Source organism: Rothia sp. HMSC065B04 (genome assembly GCF_001812285.1).
Lineage (GTDB): Bacteria > Actinomycetota > Actinomycetes > Actinomycetales > Micrococcaceae > Rothia > Rothia mucilaginosa.
Genome location: NZ_KV808406.1, coordinates 600,762 through 620,510 on the forward strand (window position 1 = coordinate 600,762; position 19,749 = coordinate 620,510).

Genomic DNA, 19,749 nt, shown 5'->3' on the forward strand with positions numbered 1-19,749 from the left:
CACCCAAAGTGAGAGACGACCAACCTCGCCCACCCTGGCCGATGACCCTAGAGCGTGTACTATTTATATATTGCTCACCATCGGATTCAGGAGCTTTGAGTGGATTTACAAGACGTCGTGAATGCGAACCAGCACCGATTCAGTGAAACTGAACGGGAAATTTTGGCATTCATGCTAGAAAATGAAGAGTTCGTTGCGGAGTCAACGATCAACTCTTTGGCACATAAAACTTATACTTCGACCAGCTCAATTATCCGCCTGACGAAGAAGCTGAACTTCTCCGGATTTGCTGAGTTGAAGTACTTCATTAAGTCCTCTCTGAACCGCAGCGAACCCTTCAACCCGCGGTTCATTGAGAGCGGCCGCGAAGACATTCAGCGCACCTATGACTACCTCGAGCACATGGAGCTGAGCGGACTGCTCAAGCGCATCCATGAGGCTCGCACTGTGTACTGCTTCGGTACCGGCTACGCTCAGCGCAATGCTGTGCAGGAATTTACCAAGTCCATGCAGGTCTGCGGTAAGTTCTGCCAGGTCATCCCGGCACGTAATGAGTTCGAAAGCGCCATGAACAATATGACCCAGGACGACGTGGTCATCATTGTGTCCTTCTCCGGTCAGACCGAGAACATGCGCGAACACATTAAGATGCTGGCGCTACGCCGCATCCCCATGATTGCGGTGACCGCCATTGGTGTGAACTACATGTCCTCGCACGCCGAGTACTCCCTGCACTACCAGACGACCCCCACCCAGATCAGCACCCAGCGTAAGCCCTACTACTCTTTTGTTGCGCTGTCGGTGCTGCTGGACTACATCGTGCGCCGTTACATTGAACACGTTGAGAATGAGCGCCGCGAATCCCTACAGGACCAGGTGGATGACGCCCTCAACGCTGGGGATGAAACCGACGCCTGATAAGGCATTACTGTGCCCACCTGCTCCTTCACTCACTCCTCCTGAATCCGACCGAATCCGCCTGAGACCATCTGAAAGAGACACCCAGTGACCGCAATTTTCGCGCTCATCGAAAACACCGAGAAGATGCGTAAGTACCTGTTCTGGTACCTCATGATCATCCCCGCGCTGCTACTGCTGTGGATTGTGCTGGGTGCAGCGAACTCCCAGATGGACTTCCAAGCAGCCCTGAAGATTCCCTTCTTCACCGTGGCATTCCTGAACGCATGCCTCAGCCTGTTGCTGGGCGGCACCCTCAAGCTCGCGGGTGCAGAGAACGAACGCACCGAACGAGCCTACGCCCTGTACCTGACCATTCTGTTGGTCATCATCGGTAACCTGCCCGGCGCGATTCTGAGCTTCTTCCTCTTCCGCTCCCTGCGCTTCGGCAACCTGGAAGGCGAGCTGGCGCCCAAGTACCGCTGGGCGCTTCTGCCCGCCCTGGTCTTCTACGTACTGGTGACCGTAGTGCTGCTCGTCGCCAACATCGCAATGTGGTCGAAGTAAGCACCCGGCGTATTAAGCACATCGGCGCATTAAGCACGCAGGCGCGCACTGACACCCGCCCCGCTTGAAACACAGCATGAGGCACACCGGGCAGAGGACCCCGGAAGAACCACCATCTTCGGTGTGTACGCGCAAACGTACACCGCACTGACCCACAAGGACACTCACGACGTGAACCAGATTCCCGAGCCTACCGACGCGCAACACGCACCCGGCGCCCCGGCTGATACCGCTCAGCCCGCCGCAGCCGCCGCGACCTCAGCAGAGGAAACCCACGAAGTAGCCGACGAAATCAACATCGCCGAGCTGCCCGCACACCTGAACCCCGCCCACGAGGACTTTGACCCCTCGGCGGGGCTTGAGCGCTGGGCGGAACAGATGGACGTCTACACCGGTCCCGACGCGATGCTCGACTTCAACCAGGTCGACTACGTGCACATCGACCTGTCCGAGGCGAACCCCTCCGGCCTGGCACAGCTGCTCGCCGGACGTAAGACCCGCCTCTCCACGATTCTGCGCGACAAGTCGCAGCTGGAGGCGGGCATGCGTTCCGCACGCACCCTGCGCACCAAGATTTACGAACTCGCCACCGACCACGGCCTGGACTCCGGCTACTTCGTGGCGGGTACCGCCTCCTGGCTGTCGCACGACACCCGCGAGGATGCTGCCGCCTACGAGAAGCGCTTCATCGCGCCGATTCTCATGGCGCCGCTGAGCATCACCCCGCACCCGAAGGACGACGACTTCGAGCTGCGCCTCGCCGGTTCTGCACGCCTGAACCCGGCGATGGTCCGACAGATCAAGCAGGAATACGGCATCGACCTGGGCACCATGGATGTGGCGCAGCTGGCGAACTCCATGTCCCGTCTGGACCCCGAGCCGGTCATTGAACGTATGCGCGCCTCAGCAGGCCGTATTCCGGGCATGACCATCGAGTCGAAGTACTTTATCTCCACTTTTGCTGACCTGAAGGAAAGCCTGGGCGAGCTGCCGCACACCGCCATCACCCCGCTGGTTCGTGACCTGGCGGCGCTGAAGGTGCCCGGCGTGAAGCCGCGCGAGCTCAACGCCCACAACCTGCAGCCGCCCCTGGACCAGCGTGACCCGGCAGAGGAAATGCTCCTGCTGGACGCGGATGCTAACGCCCAGGAGATTATCGACACCGCGGTCAGCGGTTTCTCCTTCACGATTACCGCGGCGCCCGGCACCGAGCCGCTGCGTACCGCCGTGAACATTGCGTCCGCCCTGATGGGTCGCGGTAAGTCCGTGCTCGTGGTGGGCGAGAAGCGCTCTACCCTGGCTGAATTCTCGGCGCTGCTCAAGCGCACCGGCATTGAGAGCCTGCGCTACGACCTGCTTGCCGAGCATGACGCTGAGGCTCAGCGCGCCGAGTTCATTCGCGCGATTGTGCGCAATGAGGGCGCGGAAGAGCCGAACTCTGAGGACCTGAACGAAGAGCTCGTGGCGACCCGTGCCGCGCTGCTCGACCACACTCGTGCCCTGCTGAACAAGGATGCGAACTGGCAGATTTCTGTCTACTCGGCGCTGCAGCGTTTGGCTGAGCTGACCGCCTCCGAGGACGGCCCGGCAACCCGTGTGCGTTTTGACCGCCCCATGCTTGATGCGCTCATGGAGCGTGAGCAGGTGCGCGCCGAGCTGGTGCGCCTGGGCGAGATTGACGGTTTTGCGGCGGCTTCGCGTACCTCCCCGTGGTACCGTGCCCGCCTGGTCAATGATGAGGAAGCCGCCGAGGCGTACGCCCTGGTCATTACCCTCAAGTCCTCCCTGCTGAACCTGCGCGAGGCGATGAACCGCACCAGCGCCATGCTGGGTCTGCGCCGCGGCCGCACCATCGCCGAGTGGGAGTCGCAGCTGGCGATTCTGATGCGCATCCGTGAGACACTCAAGCGTTTCCGCGCAGACGTCTACGACCGTCCAGTGACCGACCTGATTGCGGCGACTGCTTCGGGCGCGTGGCGTCGTGAGAACGGCATCGAGATGAGCAGCATGCAGCGTTCCCGCCTGCGCCGCGCGGCGAAGGAGTACATCCTGCCCGGCGTGAATATTGGTGACCTGCACGAGCAGCTGAAGGTGGTTCAGGCGGAGCGTGCCGAGTGGATTCGCCACATTGAGGCGCCCCGCACCCCGCAGATCCCGGAGAACCTGGATCAGCTGGCTGCCGCCCTGAACTCCCTGGTTTCTGAGCTGGCGGGCCTGGGTATTGTCCTGGCTGACACCGTTGAGGGCACCGACTTTGTGCGCACCGACCTGGACGCGCTGGATGCGCGCCTGGACGCCCTCATGGCGGACCGCGTGCTGCTGATGACCCTGCCTGAGCGTGATGCTCTGACCCAGAAGCTGCGTGAGCGCGGCCTGTCGGAGCTGCTCGATGACCTGTACGCACGTCAGGTTCCGATCGAGGTTGTTTCCGCTGAGCTGGAGCTTGCCTGGTGGCAGTCTGCCCTGGAATTCTTGCTGCAGCATCACGAAGGTAAGCTGCTGGACGGCGACCGTCTGCGCGATACGGAGTCCCGTTTCCGTCGCGCCGACTACGCCCACATGACCAGCGCCCCGGCGCGTCTGCTGGCGAAGATTGCGCGCGTGTGGACTGAACGTATTGAGTCTGAGCACGACCAGGCGGCGTACCTGAAGAGTCAGCTACGCGGCTACGAGTTCGTGCTCGAGGAGCTGTTGACTCACGCCCCGGTCATGGCGCGTACCCTGTTGCCGCTGTGGACTGCGAGCCCGTTCGCCCTGGCGCGTAAGGTTCCCGCCTCCATGCGTTTTGATACGGTGCTGTTGCTGGACTCCGAATCGACCCCGCTGGCGGCGAACCTGCCGGCGATTACCCGCGCCGACCAGGTGATTGCCCTGGGCGACCCGCATTCGGGTTACCCCTCGCCGTTCATCGTGTCCGCGCCGACTTTCGGTGCGCCCGAGCCGACCGACGAGCAGCTGGACAGCACCTTCGATGTGCTCGCTACCGTACTGCCCAACCGCACCTTGGCGATGCTACACCGCAGCATGGACCCGGTGATTCTGGACTACCTGAACCGTGAGTTCTACGGTTCGCAGCTACATGCGGCTCCGGTGAGCCGCGCCTCCTCTCAGCCTGCCGGTTCGCTGACCGTTGAGTACATTGATACTCGCGGTAAGGTCAGCGATAACGCGAACCTGGATTCGCCCGGTGTTGAGGTGGAGCGCGTGACAAACCTGGTGCTTGAGCACGCGTACCGTACCCCGGATCGTTCGCTGGCGGTGGTGACGGCAAGCCCGAAGCACGCTCAGCGTGTGGCTGAGTCGGTGCGTCACGCCCTGAGCCTGTACCCGCAACTGGCGCCGTTCTTCGCCGCTGGTGAGGAGTCTTTCCGCGTGGTCGACCTGACCCGCGCTGAGACCCTCGAGCGCGACACCGTGATTTTCTCTCTGGGTGTGGGCCGTGCCCGACTGGGTCAGGCGTCGTACGATTTGGGTCAGCTGTCTGCTGAGCATGGCCGCCAGGGCTTTGTGGTGGCGTTGACTCGTGCACGCCGTGCCCTGCGCATTGTCTCGTGTATTGACCCCTCCGAGCTGGACCCGCAGAAGCTGCATCATGGCGCGGTAGATTTCTACCACCTGCTGCGTGAACACGCGGAACGTCAGGCGCGTGAAGAGGTGGAAGCGAAGGCACAGCGCGTGCCGGAAACTCTGCCGCGTAACGCATTCTTGGCTGCCGACGACGCAGACACCCCGGATTTGGGTGACTGGCTGCTGAACGATTTGGTGGCGCGCCTGCAGGCTTGCGGTGTGCGTGTGAGCCGCGGTGAGGGTGATATCGCTCTGATTGCGCACGCCCCGGAGAAGCTGGCTGCTGAGCCGGTGCCCGCGCTGGGTGTGGCTCCCGTGGTGTCTTCGCAGCCGAGTGCTCCGGCGGCTATGCCGCTGGTGGCGTGCTCTGATGGCGAGCAGAATTACGCGCGTGCTTCGGTGCGTGAGCGTACCCGTCTGTTGCCGGAGCGTCTGAGCCGCACGGGCTGGAACTACATTACGCTGGGCACCCTGGAGGTGTTCGCTGACCCGGATGCTGTGGTGGCGCGCGTGTTGCACTACCTGGATATGGATGAGGGCGCTGAGGTCCGTGGCTAGTTATTCGTCGACGCCGAAGCCTCGCCGCGGTCACCGCCGTGTGAGCGGCGGCGGCTCGGTGAGCGGGGCTGAGCCTCTGCTGGTGGGTGTGACGACGCCTCCGGTGGTGGCTTCGGGTGCCTCGTCTGCTGCGGGGGCTTCCGCGAAGAAAGCTGATGCTCAGAACCTGAACTCGCAGAATGCAGGTTCCCCGAAGACAGGTTCTCAGAGAGCGGCTACTTCCGCGCAGCCGCTGACCCCGGAGGAGCGTGAGCGTCTGGAATGGATGAGTCAGCAGCGTCCTCCGCATTGGGGTAACAATATCGTGTAGCGCCTCCGAGTCGGGAGTGCTTCTTAAACGCCGAGGGGCGGGGCAACATGTGTTGCCCCGCCCCTCTCTTTTTGGCTGGTGTGGAACTTCCGTTTAGGAGTTTCCCTTGTCGGTGCTGTAGAAGCCGGAACCTTTGAAGGTCACTCCGACGGTGTTGTAGCGCTTGCGCAGGGTTTCTTCGCCGCACTGCGGGCAGATGCGCAGTGCATCGTCGCTAAAGGACTGGCGCTGTTCAAAGACGTGGTTGCAATTCTTGCACTGGTAAACGTAGACCGGCATTTTGTCCTTCTGTATCCGTTTTCGCTGGGATGGTTTATTAACGTGGTTTGAGTGTACCGCTTTTGAAAGGTTGGGAGCTATTTGCGTTTTCTTCTCAAATAGCTATTTCTGTTTCTTTTCGTCTTTTTCGTGAGTGATTTTGTTGGTGTGTTCCTGCATATCTTTGCGTTTTTGCATAAAGATTTGGGTGTCAATCAAGAGCGAATCGGGCGTGGGTGAGCCGGGTGCTTTTAGCCCTGCTGGTGAGCGAGGAAAATGCCCCGCTCGGTGAGAATCACCGGTAGAATAGCGTCCCACTGGTCGTAGGGAATGGTTTCGTAGATTTCGTCGCTGAAGACAATGCCGATGCTCCGGCCGGTGAGCTGCTGGTCGCTGAGCAGGGGGATAATCCGGTCGTAGTAGCCGCCTCCCTGACCGAGGCGGTGCCCGCCTGCATCAAAAGCAAGGGCGGGGATGAGACGCAGGTCGGCGTCAATGAATGCTTGCGTGTCTTGTTCTTCGCCTTCGGGTTCGGGGATGCCCATGGGGCTGAGCGGATGCTCAACGGTGGGGTCCCAGTGCACCCAGGCGAGTTTGCGACCGGGGCGTACGACGGGCACGAGGATGCGGTGTCCCTGCTCATGGAGAGCGTTTAGTGCTTGGACAATGGGCGGCTCAGATTTGGTGGGCAGATACGCCGCAATGGTACCGGGGGAGTGGACCCGCTGCGCAACCGCCTCGAGAATGTGGTGGGTGAAAAGGTCAGTCAGATGTTGCTGTCCGTGTTCGCCGCGGTGGCTGCGTGCGGTGAGGCGGCGCGGGCGGATTTGGGAGCGGAGAATGTCTTTGTCTAGGGAGATATCGTCTGCGCTGGCACCGGCGTCGGAGTTGCTGGTGGCGGGGGTTGTGTTGAGGTGCATGGTGTGTCCCATCGTCGTTGCGGGTCTTGTGTGAAGGGTTGGGGAGTGGCGCGTCCCGTAGGAAGTAAGGTGCGTTCACTCTATGCTGAGAGGTATCCGTGCGCAGGGTAAAACTGCCCTGGTGGGTGGTGAAAATTGACCTATATCTGCGGGGACGTGGATTCCACTTTTTAGTATAGGGTTTGAGAAAAATAGTGCTGAGTTCTGTGGGGTGCATTTTCTTTGCACACCGAAGAATGGGCCGCTGTGGATATGTAGTTAGTCACGTTGAAGATTTTTTCATGTCATAGTGTCTATAAATCGCCTTAAGTACTTTACAACTTAGGGTATTCTTGTGGCATGGCTACTGAAATTAAGTCTGTTACTAAGGCAGTTATTCCTGCTGCTGGTCTGGGCACCCGATTCCTGCCCGCAACGAAGGCAACCCCCAAGGAAATGCTCCCCGTCGTTGATCGCCCCGCGATTCAGTACGTGGTGGAGGAAGCAATCCGTGCCGGTCTGAACGACGTTCTGATGATTACCGGCCGTAACAAGCGCGCTCTCGAGGATCACTTCGACCGCGTTCCCGTTCTGGAGCAGCAGCTCGCTGAGCAGGGTAAGGACGCCCTACTCGCATCCGTGGTAGCTACCAATGAGATGGGTGGCGACCTGCACTACGTGCGTCAGGGCGACCCCAAGGGTCTGGGCCACGCTGTTCTGCGCGCAAAGCGCCACGTTGGTGACGAAGCATTCGCTGTTCTGCTCGGCGATGACCTGATTGACGAGAAGGAAGACCTGCTCGCTCGCATGGTGGAGGTCCAGGAGCGCACCGGCGGTTCCGTCGTTGCTCTGATGGAGGTTCCCCGCGAGGCTATTTCCGCTTACGGTGCAGCTGCTATTGAGGCTGTTGAAGGCGAGGACGGTTTCGTCAAGATCACCGGTCTGGTTGAGAAGCCCGCTGCTGATGAGGCTCCCTCGAACTACGCTGTGATTGGCCGTTACGTTCTGAGCCCGAAGGTCTTCGAGGTTCTGGAGAACACCGCTCCGGGCCGCGGCGGCGAGATTCAGCTGACCGACGCTCTGCAGACTCTGGCTCAGGGTGAGGGCGAAGGCGAAGGTGTCTACGGTGTGGTCTTCTCCGGCCGCCGTTTCGACACCGGTGACAAGCTGTCCTACCTGAAGGCAAACGTTATTCTTGCTGCTGAGCGCCCCGAGTTCGGTGACGACCTGCGCGCATGGCTGAAGGACTTTGTTGCAGAGAACTGCTAATTACTCTGCACCCGCTCTCTAAAGAGGGCAACCGATAAATACCAACCACGCTGAGGAAGGCGTTCTTTCCGGTGGGGCGTTTTAGCCCCAAGGGAGGGCGCCTTCCTTTGCGTCGTATGTGTCTATTATGTGCTTGGGGTGCTACTGGGCGAGGGCCCAGGGTGTGCCTTGTGCAGGGACGCGACGACGTTGTAGTGTGCATATTCCTTCAGGGGTATATGTGCATATCCAGCCCGATTCTTGCCGCTTATGGAAAGCATTGGGAATATAAGGGTATGATTAAAGTCTAGGGATAAAGGGACGATAGAGGGCGACCTGAATATGACGCTTTTGAACACCTCCGGTGTGTTGGTAATTCTGACCGTGATTTTGCTGCTGTGGTTTGTGCCCAGGAGCCTGCGTCGCGCGCCCGCTGGTCCTGCCATGGAACCCGAGCGTCCCCTGATTAGCGCTGAGCGTACTGCAGAGGATATTCTCGCCTCCGCGGGTGTGCTGCTGAATGAGTCGGAGGCGTACCAGTCCTCCGATCATGCGGTGGCGCCGGGCACCTCCCTACCCTCTTCCGCTCTTCCGCAGGCGTCTTCCCGTTCCTCCCACACGGTGGAGGAATCCGCCCAGCCTGCGCCCGATACGGCTTCTATTTCGCAGATTCGCGAATCTTCCCCGACTGCCCCGTACACGGACGAGATTCCGGTCGTGGAGGACGCAAAGCCCTCGCCTCTGTCCTACTTTGATACTTCGAGCCCGAGCGGTATTGCCCTGCTGGTTGCTGCCGGTCTGGGTGTTCTTGCCCTGGTTACCGGTCTTCTGGCGCTCTTTGGTGTGCTGGCGTGGGGCTGGGCTGTTCTCTTGCTGATTCTTGCCGGCGGTGCATGGGCTGTGAGCCGTTTTGGTCTGCTGGAGTCTGTTGCTAACCAGGTCAAGGCGAGCCGCGATGCACGCCAAGCTAAGGCAGAAGATGATGAGGATGACGAAGCTGAGGACGAAGCCTACGAAGAGTCCGATGAACATGAAGAAGCCGGCGATGATGCTTCTGAGCCTGTAGAGGACTCGGCGGCTGAGGGTGTGGAGCCTGAAGTTGCTGAAGAGCCTGCACATCATGCTCGCCCCGCCACCCGTGAGGCTACTACCCGCAAGTCTATACACGGTGTGAACCGCGAGGCGGCACGTCCGAGCCGCGCGCACATCGCGGTGGAGTCCTCCGATGAGGCTCCCGAGGCGGCTCCTCGTGCGGAAGCGCCTGCTGCGGCACCTGCTCATTCTTCTCGTGCCGTACCTGCCCGTTCTGCCCGCGCGGCGGAGGCGCCCGTCGCACACCGTCAGGAGCGTCGCCAGCAGCAGCGTCCGAGCCGTTTCCAGCCGATTCGCCGTGGTAGCGTGCTCTTCGATCAGGAGAGCGGTTCCGCTACTTCCTCCGGTGCACCGCGTACTGCGGCACAGCCTCAGCGGGTAGCGCAGGCTCCGGTTGCTCCGAGCCAGCCTGTCCAGCCTCAGCCCGCACAGCCCGCTCAGGCACCCGTACAGGCTCCCGCCAAGCCGGTAGCAGCTCAGCCTGCACCAGCCACCCAGGCACCTGTGCAGCCGGTAGCAGCTCCCGCACAGCAGTCGGCTATTCACCCGGATCAGCCGGTGGCTCGTCAGGCTCTGCGCGATGGTTCGCCCGTCCGCCAGGCGCCTGCGGCACCTGCTACTCAGGCTCCCGCTCAGCCGGTTCCCGAAGAGATTCCTCTGCCGGATGTCCTGGATGATTCCGAGTTCGATGCGCTGGATATCGCCTCGCTGAACGACCCGGCTCTTTCGACCGGTGCTACTGCGACCGGCGGTGTTCGTGCGACGAACCGCCACCCCGGTGCTGGCTCCTCCTTTGAGGCTGTGAGCAACACCTGGAACCCGGTTCAGTTGCCCAAGCCGCTGAGTGCTCTGCACCGCCAGGACAAGAACCAGGGTAAGAAGTAGACTTTGCTCCAGTCACGCATAAAACCCCGACAGTTCACACTGTCGGGGTTTTTGTGTGCCTGGGGATGATTGGGAAGAAGTTAAAAAGAAAAGGAACCCCGTCCATGGGGTTCCTTTTCTAGCATCACACACAGGAAGAAAGTCTTCTAGACCGATTAGGAAGGCCTTCCCACAAGGCCTGCCCTATTCGGTAATAAAAATATATCCTAATTCCCGTGCGGGTGACAAGCCGAAAATAGCGACACCCTGTCAATAAACTAAGGCTTACCTAAGTGAAATCCGCGCCATTGCAGGCGAAAAGGGGCAATAACCCCGACCGAAAAAAGTTTAAAAATTTTTTTCTGCCACCTCCAAAAGTCGAATAAGAAGCCTCAAAAAACCTTCAATCAGGTTAATATCGCCCACTCATGAGAGAATAGCCGGGTGAAAGATTGGTTTGACGCACTCCCGATTGAGGTTGCCCTAGCTTTCATGTGGGTGGTCGGAATCGTCCGCACCAGCATCGTGTACGCTCTTGGTGCGCTTGCTGCTGAAGGCGGTGCCCGCCTCGACCGCATCCGCAAAGCCATGGACAGCCCGCTCTACCGTAAAGCGCGCCGCTTGATTAACCGGTGGGGCGTTATTGCTGTGCCCCTCTGCTTTCTCACCGTGGGTCTGCAAACCGCGGTCATCATCACGACCGGCTTCACGAAAATGCCTCTGCGTCGCTGGGTTCCCGCGATGCTGGTTGGAACCTTCATGTGGGCGTGTATTTACACCACCATCGGCTTCGCAATTCTTGCGGCCCTCGGCCTGGAGCCGTGGATGTTCCCGCTCGCCCTTGCCATTGTTATCACGGTGCTGGTCATTGTGACTCAGCTGCGCGAACGCCGCATTAACCGCGAAACCGTTGAGAACACTGCGGATAACATCGCCGAGAACTAGTCCTACCTTCAGCGGGGGATAGGTGCACTATCTCGCCGGGTTGAGGCCACTCACCTACCCTCAATGCCCCCGCCCAAGATGTGCTAGCGTGGAGGGATGAGTTCATCCGCATCCTCCACCGCAGGCACCCCCGAAGAGCAGCCCGTCAACGACTCTGCCCTCACCGCAATCGACCCCGAGCAGAACGCGCCCGAAAACGCTACCGACCAGGTAGAAAGCGAAGCTCCCACCCGCGTGTACCTGCATCCCGAGCAGCTGGCGATGATCCAGACCCCGGAGGCTCTGCCCGTCCCCGTGCTGCAGCGCTCTGTGCTGCGCATTAGCTACGTGCCCGCGATTATGCCCGGCAAGTGGTTCAACCGCTGGCACGAGCGTTACGGCGACCGCGTGCAGCTGGCGGAGGTGCCCGTGCGTGAGGCGCGCGGCCTGGACTCCCTGCATCAGGACCTGTGCCTGATTGACCCTGCCCTCAACTCCGCGGAAGAAACTGTCTCCGAGGCGCCCGCTGAGGATAGCGCCGAGGCTACCGAGCACGCCCCCATTGAGCGTAAGGCTGTGCCCGAGAACCCCTTCGCGCACATGAGCATTGTGCGCCCCGACCGTGAACCGGCAAGCACCGACGGCGAGAAGTACCACAGCATCCGCCTCTACGAGGAGCTGCCCGTGGTCATTCTGCCGGTGGACCATGTGCTCACCGTGCTTGATGAGGTGCCCGTGGAGGAGCTTGCTGAAGAGTTCCTGCTGCAGCCCGCCTCCGATATTCCCGCCTATGAGGAAGTCTCCCGCGCATGGCGTGAGAGTGCCGGTCGCATCGTGCCCGAGGGCCTGAACGATAAAGAAACCATCGAGCTGGTTGCCGCCGGTGTGGGCCTGTACATTGTGCCCATGTCCATTGCGCGTTTCTACCACCGCAAGGACCTCACCTACCGCCCCGTTGCGGGTCTGGACACCTACCCGGTGCACCTGGTCTGGCCGCGTGCCCCCAAGGGTGAGCCGCGCAGCGAAGAGCTCGAGGCGCTCCTGCAGGACTTCATCGGTATTGTGCGCGGACGCACCGCAACCAGCGACCGCGGTAGCGAAACCCGACAGGCACGCGCCGAACGCGTCGCAGCCGAAAAAGCAAAGGCAAAAGCGAAGGCTCGAGCCGCCAACGCACGCCGTGAAGCACGCGATAAGAAGCGTGCCAACGCCAAGAAAAACGGCAACGCACGCCAGCACGCTCGACAGTCCGCCAAAGCCGCCAGCGCACGCCGCGGTAAGAAACGCTAAAGAACGATAGACGGTAAAATCGAACCATGGCATTAGCAATGGAAACCCGACCCGCAGCCTACGCAGTCATCATCGAGCAGGGCAAGCTGCTCATGACTCGTTGGGTGCCCGAAGACCGCGCGCTCAGCCCCCTCTGGTCCCTGCCCGGTGGCGGCATGGAACCCGGCGAGCAGGCTGACGAAACCGCGCTGAGGGAAACCCTCGAAGAGACCGGCTACAGCGTCGCCATTGAAGACATTCTGGGCGTGCACGCCGGACACTTCCCCGTGCGCTCGACCCAGAAGGACCCGCAGGCGCTGCCTTTCTGCGCCCTGCGGGTGGTTTTCCGTGCCCACATTGTCACCGGCGAACTGCGCCACGAGGTCAACGGCTCCTCCGACACGGCACGCTGGGTGCCCATCGCAGAGCTGGATACCATCCGCTACGGCACCCTCATCGACGAGGTAGCCTCCATGATGGGCTACTCCAATGCCGCCAGCTGGGCACGCGAATACCGCGAATTTCTTGCCGATGAAAACGCACGGAAGCTTCCCTAATGAACCGACGAACCCTCACCCGCCGTGCGGCGCTCACCTCCCTGGCGCTCATGCCGCTGCTTGCCGCTTGCGGGAATAATGACGCAACCCCGCAGGTGGACCCTTCCGCATCCAGCTACGGTACCCTGCGTATCGGCTACGGTGCCCTGCGTGAAATGCGCGCCGTGGCGCACGTGTACGCGCGCGCCCTGCGACAGGTTGGCTACTCCGTTGAACTTGTTGACACCGACAACAGCCGCGCTACCGCCCTGCGCGGGCTCATGGTTCCTTCGGCTAACTCAGCCACCCCTACCGCAACTCTGCCCGACGATGAGGAAAGCAGCACCGCCGCCGCGCTTGAATCGTTGGACCTGGTCATCGACTACAGCGGAGACCTGCTGCTCTACCTGACCGACGACGGCAAAATTAGCCCCGCCGCCGCACAGAACGAACGTATCGCCGCCTCCGTGAGTGCCTCCGCTCAAGCCGCAGGCGTGACCCTGCCCCCGGCGGCCACCCCCACCGCGGAGGAGAGCACCGCCTCCGCGCATGCTACGGACGGTACCGCGAGCCCCACCGCAAGCTCCACCCGCTCCGCAGACCCCATCAACCTGCGCGCCATGAGCACCACCGACATGACCAACGCCATCTCGCGCATCCTGCCCGAAGAGCTCATGCTTCTCAACGGTGCTAGCGCCACCAACAAGGATGTGCTGGTCACTACCCGCGCCGTGAGCGCCCGCCACAAGCTCAACTCCCTCGCGAACCTGCGCGATGTGCAGTCTTCCCTGGTGTTCTCCATCCCGACCGGGTACTCCAGCGGCACCTACGGCGTGGATTCTTTGCGTAGCCTCTACCGTTACCGTGTGCACGACCCGAAGATTCAGGACGACCCCGCCGAGCGCGTCAACGCCCTCACCGCAGACACCGTGCAGGTGACCCTGCTGCACAGCAGCGACTCCGCGATTGAAGAGAATCGCCTGGTCACCCTGGAAGACCCCTCGACGGCGCTTTTGCAGCAGCAACTGGTGCCCATTATCCGCCGTACCCTGCCAGATAGCGCCCGGACGGCAATTAACCGCGTATCATCTACATTAGACACGGGTAACCTCTCGTTCCTGTTGCGTCTGACTAGCGGTTCCAACCCCATCGCAGATGATGACGCAGCACAATTCATTTTGGATCACCCTAGAAAGTAAATCATCATGACGAAGTACCGTCAGTCCTCAAAGTTGAGCAACGTCCTGTACGACATCCGCGGCCCTATTCTGGATGAAGCCAATCGCATGGAAGCGATGGGCCACCGCATCCTCAAGCTGAACATTGGTAACCCCGCACCCTTCGGCTTTGAGGCGCCGGATGCCATCATGATGGATATCATTCGTCACCTGCCCGAAACTCAGGGCTACTCTGACTCCCGCGGCCTCTACTCGGCACGTACCGCCATTGTGCACCACTACCAGAACCGCGGCATCATGAACCTCGACACCGAATCTATCTACTTGGGTAACGGTGTGTCTGAGCTGATCCCGATGACCCTGCAGGCACTGTGCGAGACCGGCGACGAAATCCTGGTCCCCATGCCCGACTACCCGCTGTGGACCGCAGCCACCGCGCTGGTCGGCGGCAAGCCCGTGCACTACCTCTGCGATGAGGAAAACAACTGGTACCCGGACATCGAAGACATTAAGTCGAAGATTACCGAGCGTACCAAGGGAATCGTGGTTATTAACCCGAACAACCCCACCGGTGCCGTCTACCCGCGTTCCGTGCTTAAGCAGATTGTGGATGTGGCACGCGAACACGGTCTGGTCGTGTTCTCTGACGAAATCTACGAAAAGATTACCTACGATGGCGCTGAAGCCATCAACATGGCAACCCTCACCGGCGACGACGTGCTCTGCCTGACCTTCTCCGGCCTGTCCAAGGCATACCGCGTCTGCGGTTACCGTGCGGGTTGGGTCGCTATCACCGGCCCGAAGAAGGACGCTTCCAGCTACCTGGAAGGCATTCACCTGCTCGCCTCCATGCGCCTGTGCGCCAACGTTCCGGCACAGCACGCCATCCAGACCGCGCTCGGCGGCTACCAGTCCATTAACGAGCTGATTGTTCCCGGCGGCCGCCTGTACGAGCAGCGCACCCTGGCGCACAAGATGCTCAACGAGATTGACGGCATCAGCTGCACCAGCGCGGACGGTGCGCTCTACCTGTTCCCGAAGATTGATGTTGAGCGCTTCGACATTACCGACGACGAGCAGTTCGCCCTGGATCTGCTGAAGAGCCAGAAGATTCTCTTCAGCCACGGCCGCGCGTTTAACTGGAAGGACCCGGACCACTTCCGTCTGGTGTTCCTGCCCGATACGCAGACCCTCACCAGCGCCCTGGAGCGCCTGGGTAACTTCATGGCTGACTACAAGCAGAAGCACTAGCCCTGCTGTCTCTGCCTTGTGACAGATAGAAATAGCCTGCCCCGCAGTTCTGATGAGCTGCGGGGCAGGCTATTTTTATTTGACAGCTGGCGGATGTGCCAGAACGGGTGCTGGAAACGGCTTTAGTTTGCCGGGCTCTCCTGACCGCCCTGCTGTGCGCCGCGTGCCGCGTTCAGGCGCTCCTGCGCGCCCTGCAGCCACGCCTCGCAGCGGGCGGCAAGCGCCTCGCCACGCTCCCACAGGGCGATGGAGGTCTCCAGGTCGCTGGCGCCGGACTCCAGCTGGCGCACGACCTGCTCCAGCTCGGCACGCGCCTGCTCGTAGCCGAGGGTTTCGACGGGTGCGCCCAACTCGGCGCTGTTGAAGCTAATGTTCTCGCTCATTGAGGAACCTTTCAGGGGTAAAAACTAGGGATAAAAACTAGGGGTATCGAGGTTTAGGAGATGTTTGAGGGATCCGTAGAAGTCACGGTTGCCTGCGCCGAACCGGTCGCCGCACGCACCGTAATCTGCTCGCCCTCGCTCAGCGCCGAAGCGTCACGCACAATAGCGCCCGCGGCATCCTGAACGATAGAGTAGCCGCGGTTGAGCGTCTGCGCAGGCGAGAGCGAACGCACCCGCGCTAACGTATGCGACAGAGTCGCCGACTCACGCTCCAAGCGGTGCTGCACCGAACGGTGAGCGCGCTCGCGTAGCTGGCTCAGCTCCTCCACACGCATGAGCAGGGAGGACTCCGGGTGGGTGAGCACCGGGCGGCTTCGCAGCTGCGCAATGTAGTTCATCTGCATGCCCACGTAGCCGAGCACCGCACGGTCCAGGCGGGCGCGAGCCTCGGTGATGCGGGCGGTTTCCTCCGAAATATCGGGCACGATGCGCTTACCCGCATCGGTGGGGGTGGAGGCGCGCAGATCCGCGACCGCATCGAGGATGGGGGAGTCCGCCTCGTGACCGATTGCCGAGACCACCGGGGTGGTGGCCGCCGCGACGGCGCGGATGAGCGCTTCCTCAGAGAAGGGCAGCAGGTCTTCGAAGGAGCCGCCGCCTCGGGCGATGACGATGACATCCACTTCTGGGTGGGCGTCCAGCTCGGCGAGGGCCGCAATGACCTCAGCCGCCGCACCCTCACCTTGAACGCGGGTATTGCGCACCTCGAAGACCACGCCGGGCCAGCGCAGGGAGGCGTTGCGGATAACGTCCTTCTCCGCGTCAGAATCGCGACCGGTAATCAGACCCACACGGTTCGGTAGCATGGGTAGCGGCTTCTTCCGCGCGTCAGAGAACAGCCCCTCGGCGGCGAGAGCTTCACGCAGACGCTGCAGCTGCTCGTGCAGGTTACCGGTGCCGACCGCGTACACTTCCTTGCCGATGAGGGAGAGCTTGCCGTTCTTCCACAGGCTCGGCTTGGCGCGGGTGACGATGCGAGCGCCTACGGTCACATCAGCCGCCAGGCCGCTACCGGCACGCCCGAAGAGCGCGAGGGTGAAGGAGAAGTCTTCGTTGAGGTCTTTGAGCTCCATGAAGACGTTGCCACCGCGGCCGTTGAGGGAGGCGACTTGCGCCTCCACCCAGAGCTCGGGAACCTTGTCTACGTAGTTTTTGAGGTTCTGCGCGAGCAGGGCGAGGGGCCAGGGGTTGGTGGCGGTGGTTTCCTGAGACTTCCCGGGAAGCTGCCGCTCGTGCACGGGCGGCACCACCAGCGCGGGTGCCGGCTGCGCTGCGGAGGGGTTGTAGAAGTTCATAATCTCTATTGTCCCTGATTGGTCGGTTATGCGCCTGCGCACAGGTCAGCCTGGCGACTCGGGTAGCTTGCACGCAGTGCAGGCAGAACTTAGCTTCTGGCGCATTCTGCGGGTCTGAATCGGCTTTGAACACTGTGAGCGGGTACCCTAGGCTCATGCGCTCACCCGATCAGTCAGCACATCAGAACAACGCCCTCAACACCGCCGCGGCTTCGTCAGCGGCGGGTACTGGCGCGCAAAACTACCCGGCGGACGCGACCCGAGTCGTCGATACTCGGATTACCCGCACGGACGGCTACTATACGGCGGATGAAGACACCACTCTGCTACAGCCCACGCGCACGCTCGGCCACGCCGCAGCCTCCACCAAGGCTGAACTGCATGCCGCCCCCGAGCCTCCTTTTGCGGCAGGTTTGCGGAGGTTCCTGACCGTTGTGCTGTGCGCCCTGGCCCTGGTGACCGGTCTGGGTGCAACCGCGGGTGCCTGGGTGAACTCCAAGCTCATGTCAGAGCGCGGTTTCTCGCAGATTTCCTCCAACCTGGCGGAGGATTCGCAGCTCGCCTCGCGCATCGCGGACGGCGCAGTCGAAGACCTCATGAAGTCGGAGGCTATGACAACCTTCCTCGACGGCACCAAACAAAGCGGCTTATACTCCATTCTTGTAAAGCCGACACAAGACGGCATACGTTCCCTGCTCAACCGTTCCGCGGCTGAGCTGTCAAAAACTGAAGAATATCGAAGCCTCTGGAAGGAAATAGCCGAGGAAACTCGCCGCTACAACCTCGAACACCAGGACGGCCCCGCCGTCATTGTGCTCACCCCCTTCTACCGTGCGCTGGATGCGAAGGTCGGTTCTATCGGTTCCTTCGACCCGGACCTGACGAAGCTCGGCCCTGAAACCCTCAACATTGACCGGGTAAAGGACGGCAACAACCAGCAGGAGCAGCAGGAGTGGTACCTGCATGCCGGCATTAACCGCGCCGCCGCGCTGGGCAAATCCACCGTGCCGCTGACCATCATCTCGGTGCTGAGCCTGTTGCTGGCTACGTTGCTGGCACCCAGGCACCGCATCCTGGTACCGGTGGTCACGGCTCTGCTCTACGCCCTGCTGGGATGGGGCGCGGCAGCCTGGTTTGGCGGCCAAAGCCCTGAAACCTTGGGAATTACCAGCCACAGCACCGCCGGAACGGCGCTGATTACCGGGGCATGGAACCAGCTTGCACCGTCACTGACCGGGCACTTGCAGGCGGCGGCAAGCTACGGGCTGGTCATGGCGATCCTCGCCCTGCTGCTCGGTATTCTGATTCGCCTCATCGCCCTGGGACGTAGCCCTGCGAGCGGTGCCACAGTCATCACACACTAAAAGTCCGAACAACGTAGGATAGTAACCATGTCCACTGAAACTATTGCCCTGGGCCTGCCGCCCGTACCCCGCGAGCGCCGCAGCCGCGCCGACGTTGAAGCCGCCGCACCCGTCACCGGTGAGAAGAAAGTCCTGCTCGCCACCCCGCGCGGTTACTGCGCGGGCGTTGACCGTGCCGTGATTGCTGTTGAGAAGGCGCTGGAGCACTACGGCGCGCCCGTCTACGTGCGCAAGCAGATTGTGCACAACCGCCACGTGGTGGAGACCCTGGAGAAGCAGGGCGCTATCTTCGTTGATGAAGTGGACGAAGTTCCCGAAGGTTCCGTGACCGTGTTCTCGGCGCACGGCGTGTCCCCGGCGGTGGTTTCCGCAGCCGGCGACCGCTCCCTGAACACCATTGACGCGACCTGCCCGCTGGTGAACAAGGTGCACCGCGAGGCTGTGCGCTTCGCCAAGCAGGACTACGACATCCTGCTCATCGGTCACACCGGCCACGAAGAGGTCGAAGGTACCGCCGGTGAGGCGCCCGAGCACATCCAGATCGTGAACTCGCCCGAGGAAGTGGATCAGGTAACGGTCCGCGACCCCGAGAAGGTTGTGTGGATTTCTCAGACCACCTTGTCCGTGGACGAGACCCTGGAAACCGTGGCGCGTCTGCGTGAGCGTTTCCCGTCCCTGCAGGATCCGCCCTCGGACGACATCTGCTACGCAACCTCCAACCGCCAGGGCGCTATCAAGGAAATCGCTCCGCGCGCAGACCTGGTCATCGTGGTGGGTTCGGCGAACTCCTCGAACTCCGTGCGCCTGAAGGAAGTAGCCCTCGAATACGGCGCTAAGCGTGCCGAGCGTGTGGACTTCGCACATCAGGTCGACGAATCCTGGTTCGAAGGTGTGGCAACCGTGGGCCTGACCTCCGGCGCGTCCGTACCCGAGGTTCTGGTTCAGGAGGTGCTGGCTCTGCTCGCCGAGTACGGCTACAGCACCATCGAAGAGGTCGAGACCGCGAAGGAAGATATTCTCTTCTCCCTGCCGAAGGAACTGCGTTCCGCCCTGAAGAATGACGAGAACGTAGGCCGCCAGCTCGGTGGCCGCGGCGCTAAGCCCACTCGCTAAGCCTTTTAGCTGATGACCCCGTGTCCTTTTCCCCGTGTGGGGAGAAGACACGGGGTTTTTCGTGCTTGAGGATGCATGGGTAGGGATGGCGGTACGCGCCGGTTTCCGCTCGCGGG

17 protein-coding genes are annotated in these 19,749 nt (G+C 61.4%); 13 read left to right on the forward strand and 4 right to left on the reverse strand.

The window, feature by feature from the left end; genetic code table 11:
* Positions 1-117: 117 nt before the first annotated feature.
* From HMPREF2845_RS02580 to HMPREF2845_RS02595, 4 genes are all read left to right on the forward strand, one after another.
* Positions 118-918, forward strand: a complete 801-nt coding sequence (locus HMPREF2845_RS02580; protein ID WP_231840311.1) for a MurR/RpiR family transcriptional regulator — start codon at positions 118-120, stop codon at positions 916-918.
* 87 nt (positions 919-1,005) lie between these two features.
* Positions 1,006-1,464, forward strand: coding sequence for a hypothetical protein (locus tag HMPREF2845_RS02585; protein ID WP_012903100.1), 459 nt, complete (start codon positions 1,006-1,008; stop codon positions 1,462-1,464).
* Positions 1,465-1,587: 123 nt separating this feature from the next.
* Complete coding sequence (locus tag HMPREF2845_RS02590; protein WP_070633806.1) at positions 1,588-5,589, forward strand: DEAD/DEAH box helicase; 4,002 nt, start codon at positions 1,588-1,590, stop codon at positions 5,587-5,589.
* A complete protein-coding gene (locus HMPREF2845_RS02595; protein WP_141752940.1) occupies positions 5,582-5,899 on the forward strand; it encodes a hypothetical protein in 318 nt (105 codons plus the stop codon). The genes HMPREF2845_RS02590 and HMPREF2845_RS02595 overlap by 8 nt, the downstream gene beginning before the upstream one ends.
* A 93-nt stretch (positions 5,900-5,992) precedes the next feature.
* Here HMPREF2845_RS02595 and HMPREF2845_RS02600 read toward each other — a convergent pair whose 3' ends face one another.
* Positions 5,993-6,178, reverse strand: a complete 186-nt coding sequence (locus HMPREF2845_RS02600) for an FmdB family zinc ribbon protein (protein ID WP_005508445.1) — start codon at positions 6,176-6,178, stop codon at positions 5,993-5,995.
* A gap of 230 nt (positions 6,179-6,408) precedes the next feature.
* The gene (locus HMPREF2845_RS02605; RefSeq protein ID WP_239665124.1) at positions 6,409-7,077 is read right to left on the reverse strand and encodes a 5-formyltetrahydrofolate cyclo-ligase; all 669 of its coding nucleotides are present in this window, start codon (positions 7,075-7,077) and stop codon (positions 6,409-6,411) included.
* 339 nt (positions 7,078-7,416) lie between these two features.
* Here HMPREF2845_RS02605 and galU point away from each other — a divergent pair, with 339 nt between their 5' ends.
* From galU to HMPREF2845_RS02640, 7 genes are all read left to right on the forward strand, one after another.
* Positions 7,417-8,325 carry a UTP--glucose-1-phosphate uridylyltransferase GalU gene (galU, locus tag HMPREF2845_RS02610; protein WP_005508447.1) on the forward strand — a complete coding sequence of 303 codons (909 nt, stop codon included), beginning with the start codon at positions 7,417-7,419 and terminating at the stop codon, positions 8,323-8,325.
* A gap of 321 nt (positions 8,326-8,646) precedes the next feature.
* Positions 8,647-10,281: a hypothetical protein gene (locus HMPREF2845_RS02615; RefSeq protein ID WP_070633808.1), complete on the forward strand. Its 1,635-nt coding sequence runs from the start codon at positions 8,647-8,649 to the stop codon at positions 10,279-10,281.
* A gap of 423 nt (positions 10,282-10,704) precedes the next feature.
* On the forward strand, positions 10,705-11,205 hold the full coding sequence (locus tag HMPREF2845_RS02620; RefSeq protein ID WP_049341824.1) for a DedA family protein: 501 nt from the start codon (positions 10,705-10,707) through the stop codon (positions 11,203-11,205).
* 96 nt (positions 11,206-11,301) lie between these two features.
* Positions 11,302-12,474 (forward strand): LysR substrate-binding domain-containing protein, encoded by a 1,173-nt coding sequence (locus HMPREF2845_RS02625; protein WP_141752941.1) that lies wholly within the window; start codon positions 11,302-11,304, stop codon positions 12,472-12,474.
* A 26-nt stretch (positions 12,475-12,500) separates the two neighbouring features.
* The gene (locus HMPREF2845_RS02630; RefSeq protein ID WP_012903109.1) at positions 12,501-13,010 is read left to right on the forward strand and encodes an NUDIX domain-containing protein; all 510 of its coding nucleotides are present in this window, start codon (positions 12,501-12,503) and stop codon (positions 13,008-13,010) included.
* Positions 13,010-14,188, forward strand: coding sequence for a glycine betaine ABC transporter substrate-binding protein (locus HMPREF2845_RS02635; RefSeq protein WP_070633809.1), 1,179 nt, complete (start codon positions 13,010-13,012; stop codon positions 14,186-14,188). The genes HMPREF2845_RS02630 and HMPREF2845_RS02635 overlap by 1 nt, the downstream gene beginning before the upstream one ends.
* A gap of 6 nt (positions 14,189-14,194) precedes the next feature.
* Complete coding sequence (locus HMPREF2845_RS02640; RefSeq protein ID WP_005508453.1) at positions 14,195-15,418, forward strand: pyridoxal phosphate-dependent aminotransferase; 1,224 nt, start codon at positions 14,195-14,197, stop codon at positions 15,416-15,418.
* A 122-nt stretch (positions 15,419-15,540) separates the two neighbouring features.
* Here HMPREF2845_RS02640 and HMPREF2845_RS02645 read toward each other — a convergent pair whose 3' ends face one another.
* Complete coding sequence (locus tag HMPREF2845_RS02645) at positions 15,541-15,801, reverse strand: exodeoxyribonuclease VII small subunit (RefSeq protein WP_049341827.1); 261 nt, start codon at positions 15,799-15,801, stop codon at positions 15,541-15,543.
* A 53-nt stretch (positions 15,802-15,854) separates the two neighbouring features.
* Positions 15,855-17,156 carry an exodeoxyribonuclease VII large subunit gene (xseA, locus tag HMPREF2845_RS02650; RefSeq protein WP_044150242.1) on the reverse strand — a complete coding sequence of 434 codons (1,302 nt, stop codon included), beginning with the start codon at positions 17,154-17,156 and terminating at the stop codon, positions 15,855-15,857.
* 155 nt (positions 17,157-17,311) lie between these two features.
* On the opposite strand from xseA, the gene HMPREF2845_RS02655 reads away from it, so the two are divergent.
* Together HMPREF2845_RS02655 and HMPREF2845_RS02660 are read left to right on the forward strand one after the other, a co-directional pair.
* A complete protein-coding gene (locus HMPREF2845_RS02655; protein WP_070633810.1) occupies positions 17,312-18,520 on the forward strand; it encodes a dehydrogenase in 1,209 nt (402 codons plus the stop codon).
* Positions 18,521-18,547: 27 nt separating this feature from the next.
* The gene (locus HMPREF2845_RS02660) at positions 18,548-19,633 is read left to right on the forward strand and encodes a 4-hydroxy-3-methylbut-2-enyl diphosphate reductase (RefSeq protein WP_049349333.1); all 1,086 of its coding nucleotides are present in this window, start codon (positions 18,548-18,550) and stop codon (positions 19,631-19,633) included.
* Positions 19,634-19,749: the final 116 nt, after the last annotated feature.